Source organism: Sphingobacterium corticibacterium (genome assembly GCF_004208525.1).
Lineage (GTDB): Bacteria > Bacteroidota > Bacteroidia > Sphingobacteriales > Sphingobacteriaceae > Sphingobacterium > Sphingobacterium corticibacterium.
The window spans coordinates 1,038,830-1,060,533 of sequence record NZ_SGIT01000002.1 but is presented as its reverse complement, the minus strand read 5'-3'; the positions used below and the strand labels follow the sequence as shown (position 1 = coordinate 1,060,533).

Genomic DNA, 21,704 nt, shown 5'->3' with positions numbered 1-21,704 from the left:
TCACCATATCTTTGTGTATGGTTTTAAAAGTGCCTGTTATCGAGCAATGTAGCGTTTCGGAGAATGTCCAGCAGGGCATTATGGTAGAGGATTTGGCAGGTTATTTGGCTCGGAATAAAAAACTTGTTTTTCCACATCGGCATAATTTTTACCATTTGCTGTTGTTTACAAAGGGTGGCGGAAAACATACCATCGACTTTGAAACTTTTGAGGTCGTGCCGTGGCAGATCTATTTTATGTCGCCAGGGCAAATCCATACATGGTCTTTTGAGGAGGAGATGGATGGTTATGTGGTTAATTTCGACAGAGATTTTTTTAAAACCTTTTTACTCCAACCGGATTATATGACGTTATTTTCTTTTTTTTCCGGTTTGGTGCAGGACGAAGTTTTTGTGGTAAAAGAAGATGAAAGAGAGGGTGTAGCGGATGTATTTAAACGCTTACGCGGGTATGTGCATGATGTGGATTTTGCCCGGGTCTCCCTGCTGTATATTTTTCATGTGCTCGAACAGCAGCGGGATCGACCCGTCGCTTTGCCGGAGGATACCTATAACCATACCTTATTACGTAACTTCCTGAATCTGATCGAATCGAATTTTAGAACATTGCGCTTGCCGAAAGACTATGCAGCGCTGCTTTATATCACCCCGAATCATCTCAATGCCTTGTGCCGGGAAGTGTTGGGAGCTTCGGCCGGGGAGATTATCCGCAAGCGCGTGCTGTTGGAAGCAAAACGGTTGTTGGTCATTAAAGATTACGGGGTATCGGAGATTGCCTATGAGCTCAATTTTAATGACAATTCCTATTTTACAAAATTTTTTAAAAAGGGCATTGGCGTCACGCCGGAAGAATTTAGAAGAAAACATATTTAATTCGTATACTAAAAATGCAGCATAACAATACCTATACTATTAGCTCATTTAAAGCAGCTAGAGAATGTAAATGCCCGCGATGCAGAACCGGACAGATGTTTGGAGGGGGCATGTTTAGTCTGAAACAGAAAATGAACAAAAATTGCCCACATTGTGGATTCAAGTTTGAAATAGAACCCGGATTTTTCTATGTATCTATGTTCGTTAGTTACGCATTGAGTGTCGCGCAGTTTGTTGCAGTCTGTATCGCAGCTTATGTCCTGTCAGGCGGTTCCGAATCTCCCTGGCTTTACCTGACGGTCTGCACCGTGACTGCAATCCTGTTATCGGGATTTAATTTCCGGTATTCTAGGGTGATTCAATTGTATTGGTTGACGCCTAGTTTGAGTTTTAATGAGAAATATTATGGAGACGCCTATAAAAAATCATAGGCGTCAACAAACCTTTTTTATCCAATCGGATTTTCTTGCAAGTACTTTTCCCAAGCCCAGGCGGATGCCATCATCTCGTCAATACCTAATTCCGCTGACCATCCCAATTGTTGGGTAGATTTTGTCACATCTCCCCACACCTTAACGATATCTCCGTCGCGACGAGGTCCGACTACGTAGTTTAACTTTTGTCCTGAAGCTTTTTCAAAGGCTGTAATAGCTTCCAGTACAGAATAGCCGTTTCCGGTACCCACATTGAATACATCGTATTTGCCATTGGGGTTTCCTTTTTCCAGCAAGCGGATAGCAGCGACATGCGCTTTCGCCAAATCGACCACATGGATGTAGTCGCGGATACAAGAACCATCAGGTGTTTCGTAATCGCCGCCGAATACCGTTAGCTTTTCCCGTTTGCCAATGGCTGTCTGGGTAATGAACGGTAAAAGATTCTGCGGAACACCGAGTGGAAGTTCGCCAATTAGTGCAGAAGCATGTGCGCCAACCGGATTGAAATACCGTAGTGCTATGGTGTTGTAATTCCCGTAAGCGGCAGAAACTTCTTCCAATATCTCTTCGGCAATCTGCTTGGTATTTCCATATGGTGAGGCTGCTTTCTTGACGGGCGCAGACTCTGTTACCGGTAAAGTATCTGGTTCACCATACACCGTACAACTGGAGGAAAATACAAAATTGATCGGCTTACCTTGATAGGCGTTCAGGAGGTTAATTAACGAGAAGAAATTGTTGTGGTAATACTTTAAGGGTTTCTCTACGGACTCTCCAACAGCCTTCGAAGCCGCAAAATGAATGATACCCGTAATATCCGGATTCTCCTGAACAAAAGCACGGGTTTTCGCTTCGTCGCATAAGTCAAATTGATGAAACTCCGGTCGGACACCAATAATTTTCGCGATCTGATCTAAAATTTGGATGTTTGAATTGGATAAGTTATCGATGATAACCGGTGTATAGCCCGCGTTGTGTAATTCTACTACCGTGTGGGAACCGATGTACCCCGTTCCGCCGGTAACTAAGATTTTGCTCATTGTTCTTGATTATAATATGTTATTTCTTTGCAGTTTAGTTTTATCTTTGACGAATATAAGCATATTTTTCCGCTGTAAAGTAGTTCTTAACGGCAGAGGAGATCAAAATAAATAACGCATGCGTCTTCTTTACGACATTGGAATAGGTCTTTACACCCTGCTACTGCACATCATTTCCCCTTTCCATCGGAAGGCGAGGCTATGGGTGGAAGGACGTAAACGATTATTCTCACATATCGAACAAACGGTTGAAAAGGATACGAAACCGATATGGTTCCATTTTGCTTCGTTGGGTGAATTTGAACAGGGAAGATCGGTCATGGAAGCCATCAAAAAAAAATATCCGAATGAAAAAATAATCATTACTTTTTTTTCACCGTCGGGGTATGAAATCCGAAAAAATACACCGCTAGCAGATTATGTGTTTTATCTGCCAACGGATACGGCAAACCATGCCCGCAAATTTTTGGATACCGTAAAACCCAAATTTGCCGTGTTTACGAAATACGAATATTGGTACCATTATTTTCGAGAACTTAAAAAACGGGATATTCCTTTATTTCTGATCTCCGCTATTTTTCGGGAGGAGCAGGTGTTTTTTAAATGGTATGGTGGATTCTTCCGTGGCATATTAAAAAATGTTCGCTTTTTCTTTGCCCAGAATAACGATGCTGTCCTGTGGCTGCGGGCTATCCGTATCCGACAGGCCGGACTCGCGGGAGATACCCGTTTTGATAGGGTCGTGGAGCTGCCGAAGCAACACCGTATCATACCAGAAGTGGAACAGTTTCTGACAGGGCAGGAAAGGGTATTGGTGGCTGGGAGTACCTGGGCACCTGATGAACGTTTACTGTCGGAATTGCTGAGGGTCCAAAAAGACTGGAAAATGCTCTTGGCCCCGCATGAAATTCACGAAGCGCATTTGCAGGAAATTAAACAGCTGTTTCCCGATGCGCTATTTTTCTCCCGTTTTGCCGAACACACGGCGGTGGAAATAGAAAAGGCGCGCGTTTTGGTTATTGATAATATCGGGATGTTGTCCGCGCTGTATGGTTACGGACAGCTGGCTTATATAGGTGGTGGCTTTGGTGTGGGGATCCATAATACCTTGGAAGCCGCCACATATGGTATCCCCGTTGTTTTCGGACCGAATTATACCCGTTTTCAGGAGGCGGTGGATCTGATCGCTATCGGAAGTGGTTTCCTGGTAGAGAGTGCAGAAGAATTACAACGTGTGGCAGCGGTGTTATCTACAGAAGCAAAAAGAACAGCGACGGGGGAAGCTGCTCAAAAATATGTGCAGGAAAAAGCAGGTGCTACGCAGATTATTATGAAGTATCTCGAAACAGAGGGGTTAGTGGGTGAGGAGTTATAGCGATGTTACACGTCGTCTACGATAAATAATTCTGAGGCAATATAATCCGCTAATAGTTTCCCTTTCATCGTAAGGATAAGATAACGATCGTGCACCAGTTCCATCTCTTGTCGGCTTATGAAGGGCTGTATATTCGACAAAAGATATTGCCTATGGTCTGTGCTGAAATCACGCGTTATTTTCTCCAGATCAACCCCCCACATCGTCCGTAACGCCGTCATGATATACTCGTTAAACTGATCTTCATTCGATAATTCTTCGGTTTCAATATAAGGGGTTTCTGTCGTTATACCTTCGATATAACGTGTATTATTTGCCACGTTCCAGCTTCTCGATTTTCCATTGAACGAATGGGCAGATGGACCGATACCGAGGTAATGCTTGCCTTGCCAGTAAGCGGTATTATGTTTCGCGTATTGACCGTTTTTGGCAAAATTCGATATTTCATAATGTGCAAACCCATTTTGGGTTAGGGTATCGATCAGCATCTGCATTTGTTTAGCGCTTTGTGCTTCTTGCATGGGCGGTGTTTTCCCGTTTCGGATGAAGTGTGCAAGTGCTGTTTTCTGTTCAACGGTCATCGCGTAGGAAGAGATATGGGGAATATCAAATGCGATCAGCTTCTCCATATTGGATTTCCATTTGGCGTCCGTTAACAACGGATAACCATAGATAAGGTCTGCGGTGATGTTTTCAAAACCTGCATCCTGCACCCGTTTTATGGAGGCTTCCGCTTCGGATGCATGGTGTGCTCTGTTCATCCAACGTAAATCTTCTTCGTAGAAAGACTGTATGCCGATACTGAAACGGTTGATGGGGGTATGGCGTAATGCTTGTACCTTGGCCTTGTCCAGATCATCAGGGTTCGCTTCGAGTGTGATCTCTGCATCACTGGCGATCTCGAAATGTGCGGCAACCTGCCCGATCAGCCGTTCGATTTCGTCCGCCGTCAGCAGCGAGGGGGTTCCCCCACCGAAATAAATGGATCTTATGGTTTTATCCGCCAGATATTCCGCGCGTAGCGCTACTTCCTTTTGTAAGGCTAGCATCATCTCGTCTTTATATTTCATCGAAGTGCTGAAATGGAAGTCGCAGTAATGACAAGCTTGTTTACAAAATGGGATATGGAAGTAGATCATGTTTACTTCCTCCAACTATTATCAGCCGATTCGATATCCGCCAACCGTAGCGAGGGATCGAGCTGTACCTTAACCGGCTTTTTGCCTGTTTGCAATGTATAACTCGGTTTTGTCCAGAACCAATCTTCCAATACGGTGCGCTGAGCCCCGTCGTAAATAGAAAAGGATTCTACAGGTTTCTCACCACGCATTTCACGTAACGGAATATAGAAGAGTTCCTTTGTACCGTCTTCATATTCCACTAACAGATCAATAGGCATCGCGATATTTGATTTATTTCGTAAGGTAATTTCATGGTCGGCTACCTTTTCGATAGCATAGTCGATTGTACGGGTGGTGTTCACAAATAAATTGAAGTACCACTTTAAATTGATGCCGGAGACTTCCTCAGCTACCCGTTTAAAATCGTTGGGCGTGGGGTGTTTGAACTTCCACAGCTGATAAAACTTCAAAAAAGTTTTATCTAAGTTTTGCTGGCCGATAATATAGCCCAACTGTTGTGCGAAAACCTGTCCTTTATGATATGCCTGTTGACTATAGCCGTAATTGGTGTCGTAGTAATCTGCGAGTAAGCTCATAGGTTCCTCCTTACCGGACAAAGCCAATTTGTAGTATGCACGGTAGGCATTGATGACCGGATTAGTGTCTAACTGGCCTCTTTTTTCGAACAAAGTTTGGAAACCTAATTCCTCGATATAACTGGTAAATCCTTCATCGAACCATTCGTCTACGGTTTCATTGATGCCAAAAAGATGCTGATACCAGGAGTGGGCAGCTTCATGGAAAATAACACCTACCAAACTTTGAATATCACGCCCGCCTGTTACCAGGGTGGCTGTACCATATTCCATACCGCCATCGCCTCCCTGAACAATGGTGTATGTTGGCCACGGATACGGACCAAAACGTTCTGCACAAAAATCAAAAAACTCGGCAGCGAGTCCCTGAGCCGTTTTCCAATTTTCTTTCACTTGTTTATTGGTTGGGAGATAAACCGTGTAAACCGTGATGTCACCAGCACTTTTTGTAGAGTCGACAACAAACTTGGGATCCGCTGCCCAGGCGAAGTCATGGATGTTCTCGGCTTTGAAATGCCAGGTTGCTTTTCCATTAGAAGAAACGACCTTTGCTTTTTTGTCATATCCTTTTACTGCTGTTGGATTTTGCAGCACACCTGAGCTTCCTACGACATAATCTTTAGGAAGATGTAGGGTGACATCAAAATTACCGAAGGGGGCTACAAATTCCCGGGCAACATACTCATCTAGATGCCAGCCAAACTCATCGAAGTGGGCCATCTTGGGATACCATTGTGTCATGGATAGTGCTACACCTTCTTTGGAATTTCGTCCACTACGACGTATTTGTTCCGGGATTTGTGCTTCCCAATCCATGTCGAATGTAACTGTTTCTCCCTTTTGAATAGACGTAGGTAGGGTAACTTCCAATAGCGTGCAATCCACGTGGAATGCGGTCGGTTGACCGTTCATCGTAAGAGAATGTATACGTTGGTAGCCGATCTGTTCTGGAGACAAGGTGGCAATCCGGCTCTGAATCTTCGGGTTTTCTAACGTGCCTATGTTATTTGTCATCCGTGGATCCGGGTCGGAAATGTGGGATAATCGGTAATCCATCATACTTCCCGGCTGGAATGCATTAAAATAGAGATGGAAGTATACCTTTCCAAGTGCTTGATTGGAGTTATTGGTGTATTTTAGGATCATCTTCCCTTGATATTGATAGTTTTTTTCATCAACATCGATATCCATTTTGTAATCGACAGCTTGTTGCCAGTATCCCGCCCGTTGTGCAAATAGGAACGTATGGAAAAGTACTAAAAAAGAAAGTAAAAGATTTTTTTTCATCTACATATAATAATATTCGACGCCCTCTTCTCTTATGGCGTGGACCAGTGCGTTGAGGTCATCGGCTTTCTCAAATAATTTATTGCGCCAGTATCTTTGAGGTGTTTTGCCCTTTTTAAAAAAAAACATAATAAGGTTACCGCCGGATCGAGGTACATTACGTAGATACTTAATATTGTCCAATGGGAAAGAATCCTCTTGTTGGTTCTTAAATCGTATCACGATATTTCCGCCTTGTATCGTCCATACCGAATTGTTTTTGCTCCATTTCGTGCTACAGAAAATTAATAGCGGCAGACTAACCAACACGACAAGAATCTTAACGATTTCAGATATAGGAAGTCGGGAAGCGATGGCAGTAACCACGCAAACACCAGTCAGAAGGAGCAACATATATCGCCCGCGATGCAGTGTCGCTATATGAAAAGACTTGTTGGTCATGCATCAAAAATAAGAAAGAGTGGTCATATAGCCACCCTTTTGATTAAATATCACGGGTTATTTACGTATTATTCGCTTTCCTGAACCTGCACGTACTCCCCTTTTGTGTTGATATACAGTACATCCCCATCTTCGGTTTCATTCACGGCTGCTATACCGTCGTAAAATGGTGTCGCATATTCATATTTAAAAGGAATAGCTGTTTTGCCATCTTTCGTGATGTAGCCATATTTGTTGTCCTGAAGGGCTATTACAAGATCACCTTCATTTGCCAACAATAGGTAATCGTATCCTGTCGTGGTTTTTTGCCGAGATTGCATATCCACAACATAGTACCGCTCATTTTCGATGATGATGATGTGGCTCTCGTCATATTCCATGATGGTTTCGAAAACTGCGGGTAAAACGACTTTGCCATCTAAATCTAGTAGTCCCGTTTTACCATCTTGGGAAAATAAGGCGTTGCCCTTTGAAAAGAAGGAGATATGATCGTATTGAGCTGGAATAAGCACGTGTTGATTGTAATCCATAACACCGGTTTTTCCATCTGTAGAAAAGAAAATGATCTCCATCTCGGGATCTAGCGCCAGGTATTCCCATTCACAAGGGATAACTTCCCGCCCTTCGGTATCAATGATACCGTATTGGAACTCCGGATTTGTGACAACGGCATGTGTGCCTATAAATTCATTGATAGAACCGTATTTTGGTGCTACGATGACCTGTTGGTTGTCGTCCCGGATACCGATAAAGTGGCTTGTTGAATCCTGGAACGCATATAAATCGTGACCTAGCGGCACATCGAAGAAGCTAAGGGCATAAATATCTTCTTGTAAGATGTAGTCTTCAGGGATCTCAAAGAGCGTTGCGTCAAAATCAATTTCATTTACGGCGCTGGCTTCAATGCCCACTCCAAAAGCACCGATATACAGTGCTGCGCCGGGGATATTTTTGAGATATGCATATTCTCCCCAGTATAAAGACGGCACGCTTTCGTTATACCATATTTCTATTCTTGCATCTTGTGTGAGAGAATTGTCAAATTCATCTGTGTCAAATTCTAAAACGGCTAACTTACATGGTAAGCCGGCGATGGTCTTGCCGGTGTCAGCGATGAAGCGTATAGGGAGATCGGCCGTACTGGTAACAACAAAATCATCTTCGGTTTCGTGGATATGCACTTTATCGGTTGCGTCGGCGGTTTTGGTATACGCGTGCATAGAAGGATAGAGCGTATAGGAATCATCTGTGTTGCGGTTGGTGATTTGGATTTGGTTATTCTGCATAATACCCTGTGTCTCCACCCGAATAAAAGTTGGATTTACCCAAGCTTGCACTTGTGGCGTATCATCCTCACCGAATGCTGCTGCCAATGCGGCTAACAAGGCAAGAGAATCGTCTTCTGCTGTGTCAGCTTGTGTAAATGTTTCTGGGGAAAGAGCGAGTTTGTAGTCAATTTTAAAAAGTTTCTCCTGTGAATAAGCGGCAGAAAGGGAGAAACTCAACATTAGAGCCAATATACTTCTATGCATAGATGTTGTGTAATTAGGCTGCAAATTTAGAAAACCATCCGGTTTATTCAAACCAAACAAGGGAAGAATAACCGAACGAAGTGAGCTCATGAATGCCGCTTAAAACATATGCTCTATGAATAAACCTGATAGCTTCATCACCTTAAAGAACAATTTATTTGGATGAAAAAACTGCAAAACTTTCTACCTTTGAACGATAATTACAGGTTTGAATGAAATATCCATGTTTAACAAAACACAATTAAAATAATCTGGATATTCCATATGACCATTAAAAGATAGATTATATTACGTATGAATAATTTTGATATAAATAATATAACCGATTTTCAGGTAGCGGAACGTTTTATACGCTACGTACAGATTGATACAGCGTCTGATCCCCATGCAACTTCCTTTCCTTCTACAGAAAAGCAAAAGGATTTAAGTAGGATTTTAGTGTCAGAATTACAGCAAATGGGAATAACGGATGCACATCTTGATGAATACGGCTATGTTTATGCAACTATTTCGTCGAATACAGCTAAGGAAGTGCCGGTTATTTGTTTTTGTTCCCATGTGGACACTTCGCCGGATTGTTCGGGAAAAGATGTGAAACCTCTCGTGCATACGGATTATCAAGGCCAAGATATCGTATTACCGGATGATCCGTCTGTTATTATTAAATACCATGAACATCCCGATCTGCAGCATCAATTAGGCCATGATATTATTACCGCCAGTGGTACCACACTGCTCGGAGCAGACGATAAAGCTGGTGTAGCCGAGATTATGGATGCCGCGCGTTTGTTGATGAACCATCCCGAGATAAAGCACGGTGAAATCAAATTGTTATTTACACCCGATGAAGAGGTTGGGCAAGGAGTTGAATATGTGGACTTGAAAAAATTGGGCGCGCAGTTTGGCTACACGATAGATGGAGAAAGAGTGGGTACTATTGAAGATGAGACTTTTTCGGCAGATGGGGTACATATCGTTATTCAAGGAATATCCGTACATCCCGGTTTTGCCAAAGGGAAAATGGTTAGTGCGCTGAAAGTTGCGGCCGACATCATTGCGGATTTGCCAAAAGATAAATTATCACCCGAAACAACTGCAGGGAAGGAAGGTTTTGTACATCCAACGGAAATAAACGGCGGAGTAGACAAAGCTGAAATCAATTTTATTATCAGAGACCACGATACCGCTAAATTGACCGAATACGAAGCCATATTACAACGTATTGTTGAAAATGTGGTGAAGCGCTACCCGGGAGTGACTTATGCATTTGATGTTAAAGAACAATATCGAAATATGAAAGAGGTGCTTGATCAGCATCCCGAGATTATGGAGGTTGGTCTGGAAGCTATTGAACGTGTCGGGCTAGCACCCGAACGGAGAAGTATACGCGGTGGTACGGATGGCTCGCGGCTTTCATTTATGGGGCTGCCCTGTCCGAACGTATTTGCCGGCGGTCATGCTTTCCATGGTAAAATGGAGTGGGTCAGCAGACAAGATATGGAAAAAGCGGTGTTGACCATTTTGCATATCGCCAATGTATGGGAAGAAAGGGGAGGAAAATAAACAACCGAGTGTAACGAGCTCATCTATACAATGGAGATTTACACGCATAGATAATTATACGAATGAAGAACGAAGTATTAAAGGCTATTCACAGCCGGAGGACAGTAAACCAGAATAGTTTTACTGCCGAAGATATCTCCAGAGAGGATATTCTTACTATTTTGGAAGCCGCCAACGCTGCGCCTACCCATAAACGCACACAACCGTGGCGTTTTGTGATCTTTCAAAAAGATGGATTGAATCGCTTGGGCGCAGAGCTAAGCCGGATTTATAAGGAAATAACACCTGTCGAAAAATATGTGGAATTGGCGGAGCAAAATATGGCAAAGAAAGCGACAATGTCTAATGTAGCGATCGCCATTATTGTGAATTACACGGGTGAACTTCCGGAGTGGGAGGAATTAGCGGCTACAGCCTGTGCCGTGCAGAATATGTGGTTGGCGGCGCATTCGCTCCACATTGGAGGCTATTGGGCTTCACCGGGGCTTATTAATCATCTAGGGTCGTTCTTGAATTTAGAAGACAACCAACGGTGTGTCGGGCTTTTCTATATGGGGCATCATAACAGTGAATCACGTGAACCCGTAAGATCACCCATAACCGAGAAGATTCGTTGGGAGGAGTGAGATGCGACATGGAATGTTAAGGAAAGGATGGTGCAATATTTGCGATAAATACTAAAAAAGTCATGAAGAAATTATTTTATGTGGCATTAGCCGTATTTGCTTTTTTAGCCTGCACATCGCCTAATAACTCGCAAACGAGCTCGGAAGAAGGAATAGATTCGTTGGAAGACCCAGCTCATAATTCCCAAAATTCCGTTGATTGGATGGGAACGTATGAAGCCATCTTGCCTTGCGCCGATTGTCCTGGTATTAAGACAGTATTGGTTCTCCATGAAAATGAAACATTCCAAATAAGTAGCGAATATTTAGAAAGGGATACGAAGTTTGACGACAAGGGGACATTCGTGTGGCAAAATAACGGTTCTGTTGTGTATTTAAAGGGAAAAGATACAGACGTTAAGCTTAAAGTGGGCGAAAATAGGCTGTTTCAATTAGATCAAGAGGGGAAAGAAATCACCGGAGATTTAGCAGAACATTATATATATATAAAGCAGATGTAATTATTGTCAAAATATCATAGTAGAGCTCGCATACATTGCGGGCTTTTTTTTTATTGGTTAAGTTTGCGTTGATTCGAATGAAAGATATGCAAGAAGACACCAAGAACCCTCAACTTACATCGACTATATTGTGGCTAATGGCGGTATTGTCTGGTTTGGTGGTGGCTAATAACTATTATAATCAGCCACTTTTGGGATTGATCGCTGCGGATTTTGAGGTAAGTGAAAGTAGTGTGAGTAAAATTGCTGTGCTGACCCAAATAGGATATGCTTGTGGCTTGCTGTTCATTGTGCCGTTGGGTGATAAATTATGGCGTAAGAGGCTAATATTAACAGATTTGGCACTCGTTATTCTCGCGTTGTTATTTATGGCATTTGCCCAACAGCTAAATGGACTTTTTATCGCTAGTTTTTTGATCGGTGTTACCTCCGTAATTCCGCAGTTATTTGTGCCTATGGCGGCGGAGCTTTCTAGCCCGGAGAAAAAATCAGTCAACATTGGTATGGTCATGTCTGGGTTGTTGATCGGTATATTGTTGTCACGTTTTTTCAGCGGTGTGGTTGGTGAACTGTGGGGATGGCGGACAATGTTTGAAATAGCCGCTGGGATGATGATCATAGCTTGGTTGTTGGTCTATCTTTATCTGCCGGATTTACGCCCTAATTTTGAGGGGTCCTATGGCTCATTGATGCAGTCGGTATGGCAGTTGGCTAAGACCCAGCCTGTTCTGCAGCTTGCGTCGTTCCGTGGTGCTATGGGATTTGGTGCTATGTCTGCGGTTTTTACAACACTTGTCTTCCATATGGAAGGAGAGCCTTTTCATGCGGGTTCATCGATAGTTGGTGGGTTCGGTTTAATTGGTGCTGTAGGCGCCTTGGCCGCTGCTTTTGTGGGGAGATTAGCACAGCGGTTTACCCGATACCAATTGATTTATTATGCGTTGTTGATATTACTGCTGAGTTGGGTATTTATCTACTTTGGCGGATATAGCTATTGGGGTTTAATTATAGGCATTATCTTGATTGATCTGGGATTACAGAGTTCTCATATTATGAATCAATCTGATTTTTTTGCGTTACCTATCAATGCTACCAATCGGTTGAATACGGTTTACATGGTCAGCTACTTTATTGGAGGATCTTTAGGGACCTATCTGGGCGCTATTTGTTGGCAATATGCTGGTTGGGCGGGGGTCTGTTTTGTCGGTACGCTTTTTAGTGTTTTAGCTTTTGTTGCACATGTTTTGTTGGGGAGGAGGAGTGTAGCAAGCTTATGAAGCTAATGGAGGACAGACGCTCACGAATAAACAATTTTTTTTAATGAAAAATAAGTAAATTGCAACATGGGATTTGCAACGAAAAAACCAAAACGCTGGGAACTGCGGCAATTGACATGGACATTCATATCCATTGCCATGTTTATTCCTTTTCCGGTGCATATCTTTCCTTTTGTCATGTTATCCCAAGCCAAAAAAAGCAAGATTCGTTCCTGGTATGCTACAGGTATTGCACTTTTGATGGTGGAGTTGGCGCTATTTGCTTCATTCGTTTATTTTTTTGGGGCTATTTCTCAAGGTATGCTATTGACACTCGGCGGATATGTGACGTCTTATATCGTCGGTAATGGGCTGCTCTTAAATCGAGCAAAGCCTTATTTACAGCGCTTAGAGCTGGGCGAGGTGCGTCCACTGGCCTGGATTCCGACAGCATCTTCCCGAAGCAGATTGCAGGAGTTGCCCCAAGCGACATTGGATACTCCTCAACTCTTTATTGAAAGATTGCTGCATTGGCGTAAGGCAATCGACAATCGGACAATACATCAGAATATTGATAAAATTATCCATCTTTTTCATCTCTTGGAACAACGCGATAAAATCGAAGCCGAGAAATTTCTTGTCCGACATTCCACTGTAGTTAACGTGTTGATGAAATACGATGAAATTGAAAATTCAAAATTGAATAACCAAGTGGCGATAGAATCCAAAAAGAAATTGGAAGAAGTGATTGCCAAAGCGACGATAGCTATAGAACAGGAGGTGACAAATCAGTTTAAAGCGGGTATCTTGGATGTATCGGCCGAAACCGATGTATATATACAGACATTAAAAAATAGAAACCTATTAAAAGATTAACTTATGGCAAATCTAGATCTGACCACATACGATGATAACGGAGAGAACAAAAAAAGCACAGATGTATCCGTAAATTTTTCTGACGAAGACAAGGCAGCGATAAAGCAATATAAGGAAAAAATAAACCTAACTTCGACTACCGATGTGATTCAGTACGGCGTTGGGAGCCAGACGAAAGTCAGCAATTTTTCCAACGAAATACTAAAACAAGTGCGTACCAAAGATATGGGGGGAGCAGAAGATATTTTACTGAACCTGCGCTCAGACATTAAATCTTTTGACGAGAATCTGAATAAAAAGCCCTTAATTCCTTTTTTTGACAACCTGAAGAAGAAAGTAAAACGCATGCGTACCGAGTACCAATCGGTAGAGAAAAACATTCACCAGATAGAGCTTAAATTGGAAGGACATTACAAAAACTTGGCAAAAGACGTCCATATATTCGATAAGCTTTTTGTGGAGAACCAGAACTATTTTAAAGAGCTTTCGCTATATATCGCAGCGGGAGAGGAGAAGTTGCAGGAAGCTCACGCCATTACTCTACCACAATTAAAGGCGGAAGCTGAAGCTTCCGGCGATCAGCATAAGGTTCAGTCGTACAAAGATATGGAACAGCATGTGGTGCGCTTTGAACGTAAAATCCATGATTTGAAGCTTACACGTATGGTGGTTCTTCAAACTGCTCCACAAATTAGATTAATACAGAACAACAGTTCCTCCTTGATGGAAAAGATTCAGTCTTCTCTTGTCAATACTATTCCGTTGTGGAAAAATCAGATGGTGTTGACGTTGGGTATTGCGCATTCACAACGTGCTTTGGAGGCGCAAAAAGCGGTTACAGATGCGACCAATGAATTGCTCCGACGTAATTCAGAGATGTTGAAAGACTCGACCATCAATATTGCTAAAGAAACAGAGCGCGGTATTGTCGATATAGAGACCATCAAAAAGGCGAACCAAGACATTGTCTCGACGATAGATCAGGTGCTTCAAATACAGCGGGAAGGAAGGGAAAAACGAAAAGTTGTAGAGCAGGAACTTTTACAATCCGAAAATGAGCTGAAGACGCATATATTGAAGTCTGCTACGGATGAGAATAATTTATTAACGTAGTTTTACGTTCTTTTTTCCCTCAAAAAAGAACCAAAAAAATCGTCGCTTCGGATATTTGAGATAATGGATAGTACTAAGGATGAGTTTGTGCATACCTCAAACATCCGGATGCGACACCTCATGTTAATAAGGGATAATGCAATTTTGTATAGCGTGTTATTCCTTTGTTTGATAATCCTAACTTAGAAAGGTAAAGTAAATACAGACACCCTAAGCCCACGGTACGTGGGCTAAAATCGACATCGTATCGTTTCGCGGTCAGCTTTTCGAAGACTATTTCGAAAAGAACAAAATTTGTTTGACCGAAGGGAGTTTATTTTGTTCCGAAATAGACAAGAAAAGGTAGCGAAACTATACAAGTCGTGATCTTTTGCTTCTTTTCCATCTAGGGAAAAGAAGAAGAAAATCAATCTTCCCATCGCTTCTTAGGAACACACTTAATACCATGCTTTTTCCGCAACACGATAGGTCGCTGGTCATATCGGCTTTCTAACACAAGGGAGTCGGTATCGTGATAGGCAATCCGATAGCGGGGCAGATAGGTGCCAGTTTTATAGCATCCAGATGTTTTATATTTGCCGTTAGGACGTGTATAGATACCCTCGCCGATCAGGCTATCACCACGGATGACGTATACACCTCTTGCATATTCTGTCCACGACCCGTCTTTATAGCAGGAATCGGGAATACGTTGCATTTTAGCACGCACCCGCATGGTCGTGTATACCGAGTCGCAAATAAACTTAAATTCATGTAGGGTATAGTCCATCATTTGTGATTGATGGGGAATACTATCCTGTATCCACACGCCTTGTAGATAATCTGCCCCTCCGGATTGCATCTCCGAATGGCGTACACAGCTGCTTACAAAAAGAAGCATGCCTACCATCGTAGATAGGCATGCAAATAGACGATATTTTGATAATAACGGTATAATCACTTCCTTATTTTAGGCTTCCCACCATATCTTCTGGTTTCACCCACTCGTCAAACTGTTCGGCAGTTACGTAGCCTAAGGCGATGGCTGTTTCTTTGAGAGTAGAATTATTTTTATGAGCGGTTTGCGCAATTTCTGCCGCTTTGTAATAGCCAATTTTGGTATTAAGAGCCGTTACAAGCATCAAGGAATTGTCTACAAGTTCTTTAATACGTGCAAAATTAGGCTCAATACCTACTGCACAGTGTTCCTCAAAAGATATACAGGCATCACCAATAAGACGTGCAGATTGTAAGAAATTAGCTGCCATAAGTGGTTTGAATACATTCAGCTCGTAATGGCCCTGTGTACCTCCAATGGTAATGGCAACATCATTTCCCATCACTTGTGCGGCGACCATGGTGAGCGCTTCACATTGTGTTGGATTCACTTTTCCTGGCATGATCGAGGAACCCGGTTCGTTTTCTGGAATCAGGATCTCGCCAATACCCGAACGCGGACCAGATGCTAACATGCGGATGTCATTTGCAATTTTATTCAACGAAACAGCAAGCTGTTTAAGTGCACCGTGCGTTTCCACGATAGCATCGTGTGCAGCTAACGCCTCGAATTTGTTTGGAGCCGTAACGAAAGGTAATCCGGTAAACTCAGCAATGTATTTTGCAACGACAACATCATAGCCTTCTGGCGTATTCAACCCGGTCCCTACTGCTGTACCGCCCAAAGCCAATTCGGATAGGTGGGCTAATGTATTCTTTACCGCCTTTAATCCATGATTAAGCTGTGCAACATACCCCGAAAGCTCCTGGCCAAGTGTCAACGGCGTAGCATCCATTAAGTGCGTACGGCCTATCTTGACTACGTTCATGAATTCTTCTGATTTACGCTGCAGCGTATCCCGTAGTTTTTCAACCCCAGGGATAGTCACCTCTACTACAGCTTTGTAGGCAGCGATATGCATGCCCGTAGGGTAAGTATCGTTGGATGACTGTGATTTATTAACGTCATCGTTTGCCTTTAACACTGGTTCGCCTTCACCAATTTTGCCGCCAGCTAGTACCTGTGCTCGATTAGCTACTACTTCGTTGACATTCATATTGGATTGCGTGCCGGAACCCGTTTGCCAAATCACCAATGGAAATTGGTCGTCAAGCTTACCGGCTAAGATCTCCTCACAGACGGCCCCAATAGCATCGCGTTTTTCTACGGATAAAACACCTAATTCGTGATTAGCAAATGCTGCCGCTTTTTTCAAATATGCGAAACCTTCAATAATCTCTTTTGGCATAGACGCTGCCGGGCCAATTTTAAAATTGTTGCGTGAGCGTTCGGTTTGTGCTCCCCAGTATTTATCCGCAGGAACCTGAACTTCCCCCATGGTATCTTTTTCTATCCTAAATGACATAGTATAATGTGAAAGTTAAAAGTTAAAAAAACAACCTGTAAATGGTTGTACGACAAAGTTAAGGAAACTTACAGGAAAAAGGAATTTTTGTTTACACATGCAAACATGGGACAAAAAGATTAGTCGTTTAGAAAGAATATGGTCTTGTTTTAACAAGACGAAGTCTGTTATAGAAAAAACGCATATGCCTTTTGGGTATTTTGCATATGCATTTCGTATAAATTGCATATGCGTTTTTATGAAAATGCATATGCAATTTTCAAAATTTATCTAAGTGTCTTGTTTGTAAGAGCTTGTCTTCTTGTCGAAAGTGACTTTGTCTAATTCCTTTTTTATCTGTTTACTAGGATGGAAAATCAACCGCCGCTTGAGAACGTTTGCCTCGGAAACGTCGGCTTTTCTTGTGCTGCCGGTACTGTTGATACTGATACGGAAAGAGCCCAGATTACCCAAACGGACGATATATCCGTCTGAAATAGCACGAGGAATCTCTCTTACTAAACTTTGAAGCACGGCGTATACATCAGATTCGGTTAGCGAGCAGGAATGAGATATGTCGGCCGCCAAATCATCCAATGTTTTCTCGCCTGAGCTAACCGGCCGAAGATAAAATTTCTTAGGTGCAGTTGGATCTATATTACTTCCAATTTCGTGAATATTATATTTAATTGCCATTATCTTGAAATAGGATTGTATTCGTTATTCGTTAGTATTCATGGAGATAGTTCTCCATTGGTATCGTAAAGATAATAGACTGTAAGCAAATCCCCAAATAGTAGGCAGTGCAAAATTTATATTATTTGTATAAATCGAGTACTACAAAGCCATGCGCATACCTATTTATTTCATTGGAATAATACTTTTTATAAAATTCATGAAAGACTGCGACAATAATATCCCTCAAATAAGAAGCCTTTCGGTCTTTCCGGCAATGCCTTCTGTGTCGTTGAAAGTCAACATCAATTAATCGCCGCGAGAGATGAGGTTGCTGGACCGCTTTAATTGTTGGGGCAAGATATTATATGGGTAATTTCTATATTGGTGCGGCATTGGGATTAGGGCATGAACGTGGTACGTTCAAACAGACCAATGGGATAACCCGTAATGGCGGGATTACAAATAGTTTGTACAAAAGCATTGGTGCCGGATATCAACTATCGCTACAGAACCGAGATGCTATCGAGATAGAAGCAGGAACGTTCGGGACGTCAAACTCGATGAAAGTTGGTGGAACGGTGCGGTATAAATTTAGACGATAAAGGTATGCCTCGGGTAATTGGTTGGAGATTTACATTCCCAACCGATTATTGATACGTTGCTGTATATGATAGTACAGCTGTTTGGGTTTCAATGTACGCCAAGGAAATGTATTAAAATCACCACCAAAATGGATGTAATAATCAATCCCCTGCGCTTGAAATTCCTGAATCACATGATCACGAAAATTCATGGCTACGATCCAGCCGTCATCGATATCTTGGAACCATTCTTCGTAATACGAATCATCGGAGCTATGGAAGTTGAGTACGTTTTCGCCAATAAGCAAGAACTTGGTGATCCCTTCCGTAATCATCATGTCGATTATTTCTCGCTTTAATAGCATAATATCGTTGTAAATTGCATCGTTCCATTCGCCGATGAGCTCGATGACCGCATATCCGGTATCGTAGTCGGCGTAAAGGGTTTTCATATAAAGGGTTTGTGAGCCGAATTCATCCCACTGAGGATGGAGAAGAAAATTATAAATCTGCTTATCGTACTCAAATTCACTGTATATTACGCCATAGAAAGGCGATCTTTCGTCTTCCGAAGCGATATAATCATCGCGCCAATTGTAATAAGGTTCTATTTCGTGCAAGGCAAATGCGTTTTAACAAAGATAGAAATAAATTATCACGTAGATTTTACGAGAATATTATGAACAATAATGCAATTTATGCGTATATTATTTGAATACTTGTTAACTTATCATACAAATATTGAGAAAACTATTTTAATTTTGCAACCGAATTTTATCCATGCAAAAAGGCACTAAACGGAATATTTTTGTCGCAGCAACTTATGCTGCAGTATTGTTCTTGGGTATCCTGCTCGGGCAGAACTATGCGGATGAGCAGGGAAGTAAGCCGGGTAATACCTTGGTACCTATCGGACTATCAAGCAATGCGTGGAAAGTGCAGCAACTGTTAAATCTAATTTCGGAAGCATATGTGGATAGTGTTGACGTCGACTCGGTGCAAAATGGGGCGATCAATCATATTATATCACATTTAGATCCCTATTCTAATTATTTGGTTCCGAACGAATCACAGCGACAGACAGAAATTCTAGAAGGAACATTTGAAGGTATCGGTATGGAGTATTTTAACTTGAACGATACGTTGATGATTGTTTCGTTAATTAACGGTGGGCCTGCTGATAAGGCAGGGTTTCGGGTAGGGGATAAACTACTGAAAATTGGAAACGAGCTGGTAGCGGGTATACATATTTCCCGGGAGAGGGTAGAGAAGTTGATCCGTGGCCGTCGGGGAACGGATGTTAGTATTCATGTAAAGCGAGATGGAGAGGTAATGAGCACGCCTATCAAAGTGGTGCGCGATCAGGTAACGGTAAGCTCTTTGGACGTCGTTTATATGATTGAACCTGGTGTGGGATACGTTAAGGTAAGACGATTTGGAATTAATACAGCCGATGAGTTTCGACAAGCGATTGTGGAGCTGAAAAAGCAGGGCGCGCAAAAATTAATTCTTGACCTGCGCGACAATGGAGGAGGATATTTCCACATGGCGATCAAGTTAGCCAGCGAGTTTTTTGCGGATAGGCGGCTTATCGTGTATACGCAAGGTGCGCACGAGGAGCGACATGAATATTATTCCGATAGTATTCAAGGCGGCCATTTTGCCACGGAGGAACTGGTTATACTGATTAATGAAAATACCGCGTCAGCGAGTGAGATTGTGGCGGGTGCTGTACAAGATTGGGATCGCGGGACGATCATCGGAAGGCGTTCGTATGGGAAAGGCATCGTACAGGAACAATTCGATTTTTCGGATGGTTCAACGGTAAACTTGAGCATCGCACGTTATTTCACGCCGCTTGGACGAAGTATACAAAAGAAATATATGGCAAATTGGTCCATAATGGATGATTTTAACTCGATGTATAAAGGGTTATGGGCGTTGGATACTTTATATGCACATGGGAAAGTTTTTGAAACAAAGGCGGGTAAACAGGTCTATAGTGGCGGGGGTATACTGCCTGATATTCATGTGGCACAGGATTCAAATGCCTTGAGTCTTTTTTATCAGGATTTGATACAATATAGCTTTATTGAACAATTTGTGTATACACGGTTTACGAAGCAAGCGCCTGCTTATTCTATTGAGAATTTTTTACAGGGCTATCACTTGCCTGATAATGAATACCACGCGTTTATCGACTTTGTGCGCAACGAGGGATTTGTTATTTCCGACAGGAAAAAAGACGAACTAAGAGATCTTATTGAAACGGATATAGAGGCACTGGTAGGTCGATTTTATTTCGGGCGCGAGGCCTATTTTAAAGTTAAAAATAGAAATGATAGTTTCGTGCAAAAGGCCTTGGAATTTTTACGAACTACAATCTGATATCCGCAAAAATGGGATAGTGGTCGGAAAGCTCTCGCTTTATGATCCGATAATTGTCGATTTGAAACTGTGGGCTACAGAATATATAATCGATTTGAAAGAGCGGGAGCATCTCGTAATGTGTCACGCCCCATCCTTGGCCTTTTTCTTGAAAGGTGTTTTTCATTCCCTTCCCGATAAGATTGACACTATACGACATGGGTGTGTCATTGAAATCGCCCATGATAATAATGGGGTAATCTGTCGTAACGATATGATCACGAAGTGCCTCCGCTTGTTGGCTCCGACGTTCAAAAGCGTACTTTAATTTCCGGCCGACCCGGGTAGTGGCATGTTCTTCGTTGGCGGTATTGGAAGGATTCTGGATAAATTCTTTGTCTTCGGTTTGTAACCCAAAAGAACGTAAATGTACATTATATACGCGGATAGTATCTGGAGCCTTGACGATATCGGCAAAGGTGATGCGGTTGATGCCATACTCATTTTTGGTAATGGTACCGGAATGGATAATGGGGTACTTGGAAAAAATAATTTGGCCATAGCCCTCATGCTCACTTTTGGTTGCCGGTTCAAAAAAATAATCTTGCAGGCCGCTCTCTGTTAGGATTCGCTCGCTCATTTGTTTGGAGCCTTTGATCTTGGTAAAGAATTCCTGTATACAGAGGATATCCGGATCGGTGTCTTTGATGAGCGATACCACTTCATCCCGAATAGTCGCGGAGGGGGTCTTATTTATTTCGTTGAAAAGATGCGCGTTGAAACTCATGACGCGTATAGCTTGTTCGTTTTTATTTGCAATTATAGGTTTCGAACGAAAGCCCATATGCTGCGTAAGCAGGTTCCATCCGAGAAGAATCGGAATCAATGTATAGAGTGTATACACCGGACGCCGCAGTAGCCAGTATAATGCAAAGCCGATATTTACGATTAAAATGGGCAGGTAACCGAGACCGAAGAAAGGCAGAATCCACACTGTTTTAGGGTTAATGAAAGATGCTGCATAACTCAAAAGCAAGAAGAATACAGCAACCATATTACATAGAAATATGGTTTTACTGAAATAACCTAGATTCTTTTTGAAGAGACTCTTCCTTGCCATGA

At 42.4% G+C, this 21,704-nt stretch carries 21 protein-coding genes; 11 read left to right on the top strand and 10 right to left on the bottom strand.

Features of this window, described 5'->3' with window-relative positions; translation table 11 throughout:
* The first annotated feature begins 17 nt into the window (after nucleotides 1-17).
* Together EWE74_RS12740 and EWE74_RS12735 are read left to right on the top strand one after the other, a co-directional pair.
* Nucleotides 18-872 carry a helix-turn-helix domain-containing protein gene (locus tag EWE74_RS12740; RefSeq protein ID WP_130141904.1) on the top strand — a complete coding sequence of 285 codons (855 nt, stop codon included), beginning with the start codon at nucleotides 18-20 and terminating at the stop codon, nucleotides 870-872.
* 131 nt (nucleotides 873-1,003) lie between these two features.
* Entirely contained in the window at nucleotides 1,004-1,303 is a 300-nt protein-coding gene (locus tag EWE74_RS12735) for a DUF983 domain-containing protein (RefSeq protein WP_317125956.1), read from the top strand.
* A 17-nt stretch (nucleotides 1,304-1,320) separates the two neighbouring features.
* Here EWE74_RS12735 and galE read toward each other — a convergent pair whose 3' ends face one another.
* Nucleotides 1,321-2,349: a UDP-glucose 4-epimerase GalE gene (galE, locus tag EWE74_RS12730; RefSeq protein WP_130141902.1), complete on the bottom strand. Its 1,029-nt coding sequence runs from the start codon at nucleotides 2,347-2,349 to the stop codon at nucleotides 1,321-1,323.
* 118 nt (nucleotides 2,350-2,467) lie between these two features.
* Between galE and EWE74_RS12725 the strand changes: the two genes are divergently transcribed.
* A complete protein-coding gene (locus EWE74_RS12725) occupies nucleotides 2,468-3,724 on the top strand; it encodes a 3-deoxy-D-manno-octulosonic acid transferase (protein WP_130141901.1) in 1,257 nt (418 codons plus the stop codon).
* Between the two features lie 5 nt (nucleotides 3,725-3,729).
* On the opposite strand, the gene hemW is transcribed toward EWE74_RS12725, so the two are convergent.
* The 4 genes from hemW to EWE74_RS12705 form a co-directional block, all read right to left on the bottom strand.
* A complete protein-coding gene (hemW, locus tag EWE74_RS12720) occupies nucleotides 3,730-4,863 on the bottom strand; it encodes a radical SAM family heme chaperone HemW (protein WP_130141900.1) in 1,134 nt (377 codons plus the stop codon).
* A 2-nt stretch (nucleotides 4,864-4,865) separates the two neighbouring features.
* A complete protein-coding gene (locus tag EWE74_RS12715) occupies nucleotides 4,866-6,728 on the bottom strand; it encodes a M1 family metallopeptidase (RefSeq protein ID WP_130141899.1) in 1,863 nt (620 codons plus the stop codon).
* Nucleotides 6,729-7,169 (bottom strand): hypothetical protein, encoded by a 441-nt coding sequence (locus tag EWE74_RS12710; protein WP_130141898.1) that lies wholly within the window; start codon nucleotides 7,167-7,169, stop codon nucleotides 6,729-6,731.
* A 68-nt stretch (nucleotides 7,170-7,237) separates the two neighbouring features.
* Complete coding sequence (locus EWE74_RS12705; protein ID WP_130141897.1) at nucleotides 7,238-8,791, bottom strand: WG repeat-containing protein; 1,554 nt, start codon at nucleotides 8,789-8,791, stop codon at nucleotides 7,238-7,240.
* 204 nt (nucleotides 8,792-8,995) lie between these two features.
* On the opposite strand from EWE74_RS12705, the gene pepT reads away from it, so the two are divergent.
* The 6 genes from pepT to EWE74_RS12675 all read left to right on the top strand — a co-directional run bounded on the left by pepT (nucleotide 8,996) and on the right by EWE74_RS12675 (nucleotide 14,635).
* Nucleotides 8,996-10,264: a peptidase T gene (gene pepT, locus EWE74_RS12700; protein WP_130141896.1), complete on the top strand. Its 1,269-nt coding sequence runs from the start codon at nucleotides 8,996-8,998 to the stop codon at nucleotides 10,262-10,264.
* Nucleotides 10,265-10,326: 62 nt separating this feature from the next.
* Entirely contained in the window at nucleotides 10,327-10,890 is a 564-nt protein-coding gene (locus EWE74_RS12695) for a nitroreductase family protein (RefSeq protein WP_239018655.1), read from the top strand.
* 62 nt (nucleotides 10,891-10,952) lie between these two features.
* A complete protein-coding gene (locus EWE74_RS12690) occupies nucleotides 10,953-11,390 on the top strand; it encodes a copper resistance protein NlpE (protein ID WP_130141894.1) in 438 nt (145 codons plus the stop codon).
* Nucleotides 11,391-11,467: 77 nt separating this feature from the next.
* Nucleotides 11,468-12,667: an MFS transporter gene (locus EWE74_RS12685; protein ID WP_239018654.1), complete on the top strand. Its 1,200-nt coding sequence runs from the start codon at nucleotides 11,468-11,470 to the stop codon at nucleotides 12,665-12,667.
* Between the two features lie 66 nt (nucleotides 12,668-12,733).
* Entirely contained in the window at nucleotides 12,734-13,522 is a 789-nt protein-coding gene (locus EWE74_RS12680; RefSeq protein WP_130141893.1) for a hypothetical protein, read from the top strand.
* Nucleotides 13,523-13,525: 3 nt separating this feature from the next.
* Nucleotides 13,526-14,635 carry a toxic anion resistance protein gene (locus EWE74_RS12675; RefSeq protein ID WP_130141892.1) on the top strand — a complete coding sequence of 370 codons (1,110 nt, stop codon included), beginning with the start codon at nucleotides 13,526-13,528 and terminating at the stop codon, nucleotides 14,633-14,635.
* Nucleotides 14,636-15,041: 406 nt separating this feature from the next.
* Here EWE74_RS12675 and EWE74_RS12670 read toward each other — a convergent pair whose 3' ends face one another.
* From EWE74_RS12670 to EWE74_RS12660, 3 genes are all read right to left on the bottom strand, one after another.
* Complete coding sequence (locus EWE74_RS12670; RefSeq protein WP_239018653.1) at nucleotides 15,042-15,515, bottom strand: fumarate hydratase; 474 nt, start codon at nucleotides 15,513-15,515, stop codon at nucleotides 15,042-15,044.
* 64 nt (nucleotides 15,516-15,579) lie between these two features.
* A complete protein-coding gene (gene fumC / locus EWE74_RS12665) occupies nucleotides 15,580-16,977 on the bottom strand; it encodes a class II fumarate hydratase (RefSeq protein ID WP_130141891.1) in 1,398 nt (465 codons plus the stop codon).
* A gap of 270 nt (nucleotides 16,978-17,247) precedes the next feature.
* Nucleotides 17,248-17,652 carry an HU family DNA-binding protein gene (locus EWE74_RS12660; protein ID WP_130141890.1) on the bottom strand — a complete coding sequence of 135 codons (405 nt, stop codon included), beginning with the start codon at nucleotides 17,650-17,652 and terminating at the stop codon, nucleotides 17,248-17,250.
* A gap of 347 nt (nucleotides 17,653-17,999) precedes the next feature.
* Between EWE74_RS12660 and EWE74_RS12655 the strand changes: the two genes are divergently transcribed.
* Nucleotides 18,000-18,236: a hypothetical protein gene (locus tag EWE74_RS12655; RefSeq protein ID WP_130141889.1), complete on the top strand. Its 237-nt coding sequence runs from the start codon at nucleotides 18,000-18,002 to the stop codon at nucleotides 18,234-18,236.
* A gap of 29 nt (nucleotides 18,237-18,265) precedes the next feature.
* Here EWE74_RS12655 and EWE74_RS12650 read toward each other — a convergent pair whose 3' ends face one another.
* Nucleotides 18,266-18,835: a hypothetical protein gene (locus EWE74_RS12650; RefSeq protein ID WP_130141888.1), complete on the bottom strand. Its 570-nt coding sequence runs from the start codon at nucleotides 18,833-18,835 to the stop codon at nucleotides 18,266-18,268.
* Nucleotides 18,836-18,995: 160 nt separating this feature from the next.
* On the opposite strand from EWE74_RS12650, the gene EWE74_RS12645 reads away from it, so the two are divergent.
* Nucleotides 18,996-20,603 (top strand): S41 family peptidase, encoded by a 1,608-nt coding sequence (locus EWE74_RS12645; RefSeq protein ID WP_130141887.1) that lies wholly within the window; start codon nucleotides 18,996-18,998, stop codon nucleotides 20,601-20,603.
* Here the strand turns inward: EWE74_RS12645 and EWE74_RS12640 are convergent.
* A complete protein-coding gene (locus EWE74_RS12640; RefSeq protein WP_130141886.1) occupies nucleotides 20,593-21,702 on the bottom strand; it encodes an endonuclease/exonuclease/phosphatase family protein in 1,110 nt (369 codons plus the stop codon). The two genes, EWE74_RS12645 and EWE74_RS12640, sit on opposite strands and share 11 nt — an antisense overlap.
* Nucleotides 21,703-21,704: the final 2 nt, after the last annotated feature.

Excerpts from the sequence above, each read along its gene's own strand:
- pepT (WP_130141896.1), top strand. The coding sequence starts at position 8,996 with ATGAATAATTTTGATATAAATAATATAACCGATTTTCAGGTAGCGGAA.
- fumC (WP_130141891.1), bottom strand. The coding sequence starts at position 16,977 with ATGTCATTTAGGATAGAAAAAGATACCATGGGGGAAGTTCAGGTTCCT.
- EWE74_RS12675 (WP_130141892.1), top strand. The coding sequence starts at position 13,526 with ATGGCAAATCTAGATCTGACCACATACGATGATAACGGAGAGAACAAA.
- EWE74_RS12725 (WP_130141901.1), top strand. The coding sequence starts at position 2,468 with ATGCGTCTTCTTTACGACATTGGAATAGGTCTTTACACCCTGCTACTG.
- EWE74_RS12685 (WP_239018654.1), top strand. The coding sequence starts at position 11,468 with ATGAAAGATATGCAAGAAGACACCAAGAACCCTCAACTTACATCGACT.
- EWE74_RS12645 (WP_130141887.1), top strand. The coding sequence starts at position 18,996 with ATGCAAAAAGGCACTAAACGGAATATTTTTGTCGCAGCAACTTATGCT.
- EWE74_RS12660 (WP_130141890.1), bottom strand. The coding sequence starts at position 17,652 with ATGGCAATTAAATATAATATTCACGAAATTGGAAGTAATATAGATCCA.
- EWE74_RS12670 (WP_239018653.1), bottom strand. The coding sequence starts at position 15,515 with ATGCTTCTTTTTGTAAGCAGCTGTGTACGCCATTCGGAGATGCAATCC.
- EWE74_RS12740 (WP_130141904.1), top strand. The coding sequence starts at position 18 with ATGGTTTTAAAAGTGCCTGTTATCGAGCAATGTAGCGTTTCGGAGAAT.
- EWE74_RS12735 (WP_317125956.1), top strand. The coding sequence starts at position 1,004 with ATGAACAAAAATTGCCCACATTGTGGATTCAAGTTTGAAATAGAACCC.
- EWE74_RS12695 (WP_239018655.1), top strand. The coding sequence starts at position 10,327 with ATGAAGAACGAAGTATTAAAGGCTATTCACAGCCGGAGGACAGTAAAC.
- EWE74_RS12655 (WP_130141889.1), top strand. The coding sequence starts at position 18,000 with ATGGGTAATTTCTATATTGGTGCGGCATTGGGATTAGGGCATGAACGT.
- EWE74_RS12705 (WP_130141897.1), bottom strand. The coding sequence starts at position 8,791 with ATGAGCTCACTTCGTTCGGTTATTCTTCCCTTGTTTGGTTTGAATAAA.
- EWE74_RS12680 (WP_130141893.1), top strand. The coding sequence starts at position 12,734 with ATGGGATTTGCAACGAAAAAACCAAAACGCTGGGAACTGCGGCAATTG.
- galE (WP_130141902.1), bottom strand. The coding sequence starts at position 2,349 with ATGAGCAAAATCTTAGTTACCGGCGGAACGGGGTACATCGGTTCCCAC.
- hemW (WP_130141900.1), bottom strand. The coding sequence starts at position 4,863 with ATGATCTACTTCCATATCCCATTTTGTAAACAAGCTTGTCATTACTGC.
- EWE74_RS12690 (WP_130141894.1), top strand. The coding sequence starts at position 10,953 with ATGAAGAAATTATTTTATGTGGCATTAGCCGTATTTGCTTTTTTAGCC.
- EWE74_RS12640 (WP_130141886.1), bottom strand. The coding sequence starts at position 21,702 with ATGGCAAGGAAGAGTCTCTTCAAAAAGAATCTAGGTTATTTCAGTAAA.
- EWE74_RS12715 (WP_130141899.1), bottom strand. The coding sequence starts at position 6,728 with ATGAAAAAAAATCTTTTACTTTCTTTTTTAGTACTTTTCCATACGTTC.
- EWE74_RS12710 (WP_130141898.1), bottom strand. The coding sequence starts at position 7,169 with ATGACCAACAAGTCTTTTCATATAGCGACACTGCATCGCGGGCGATAT.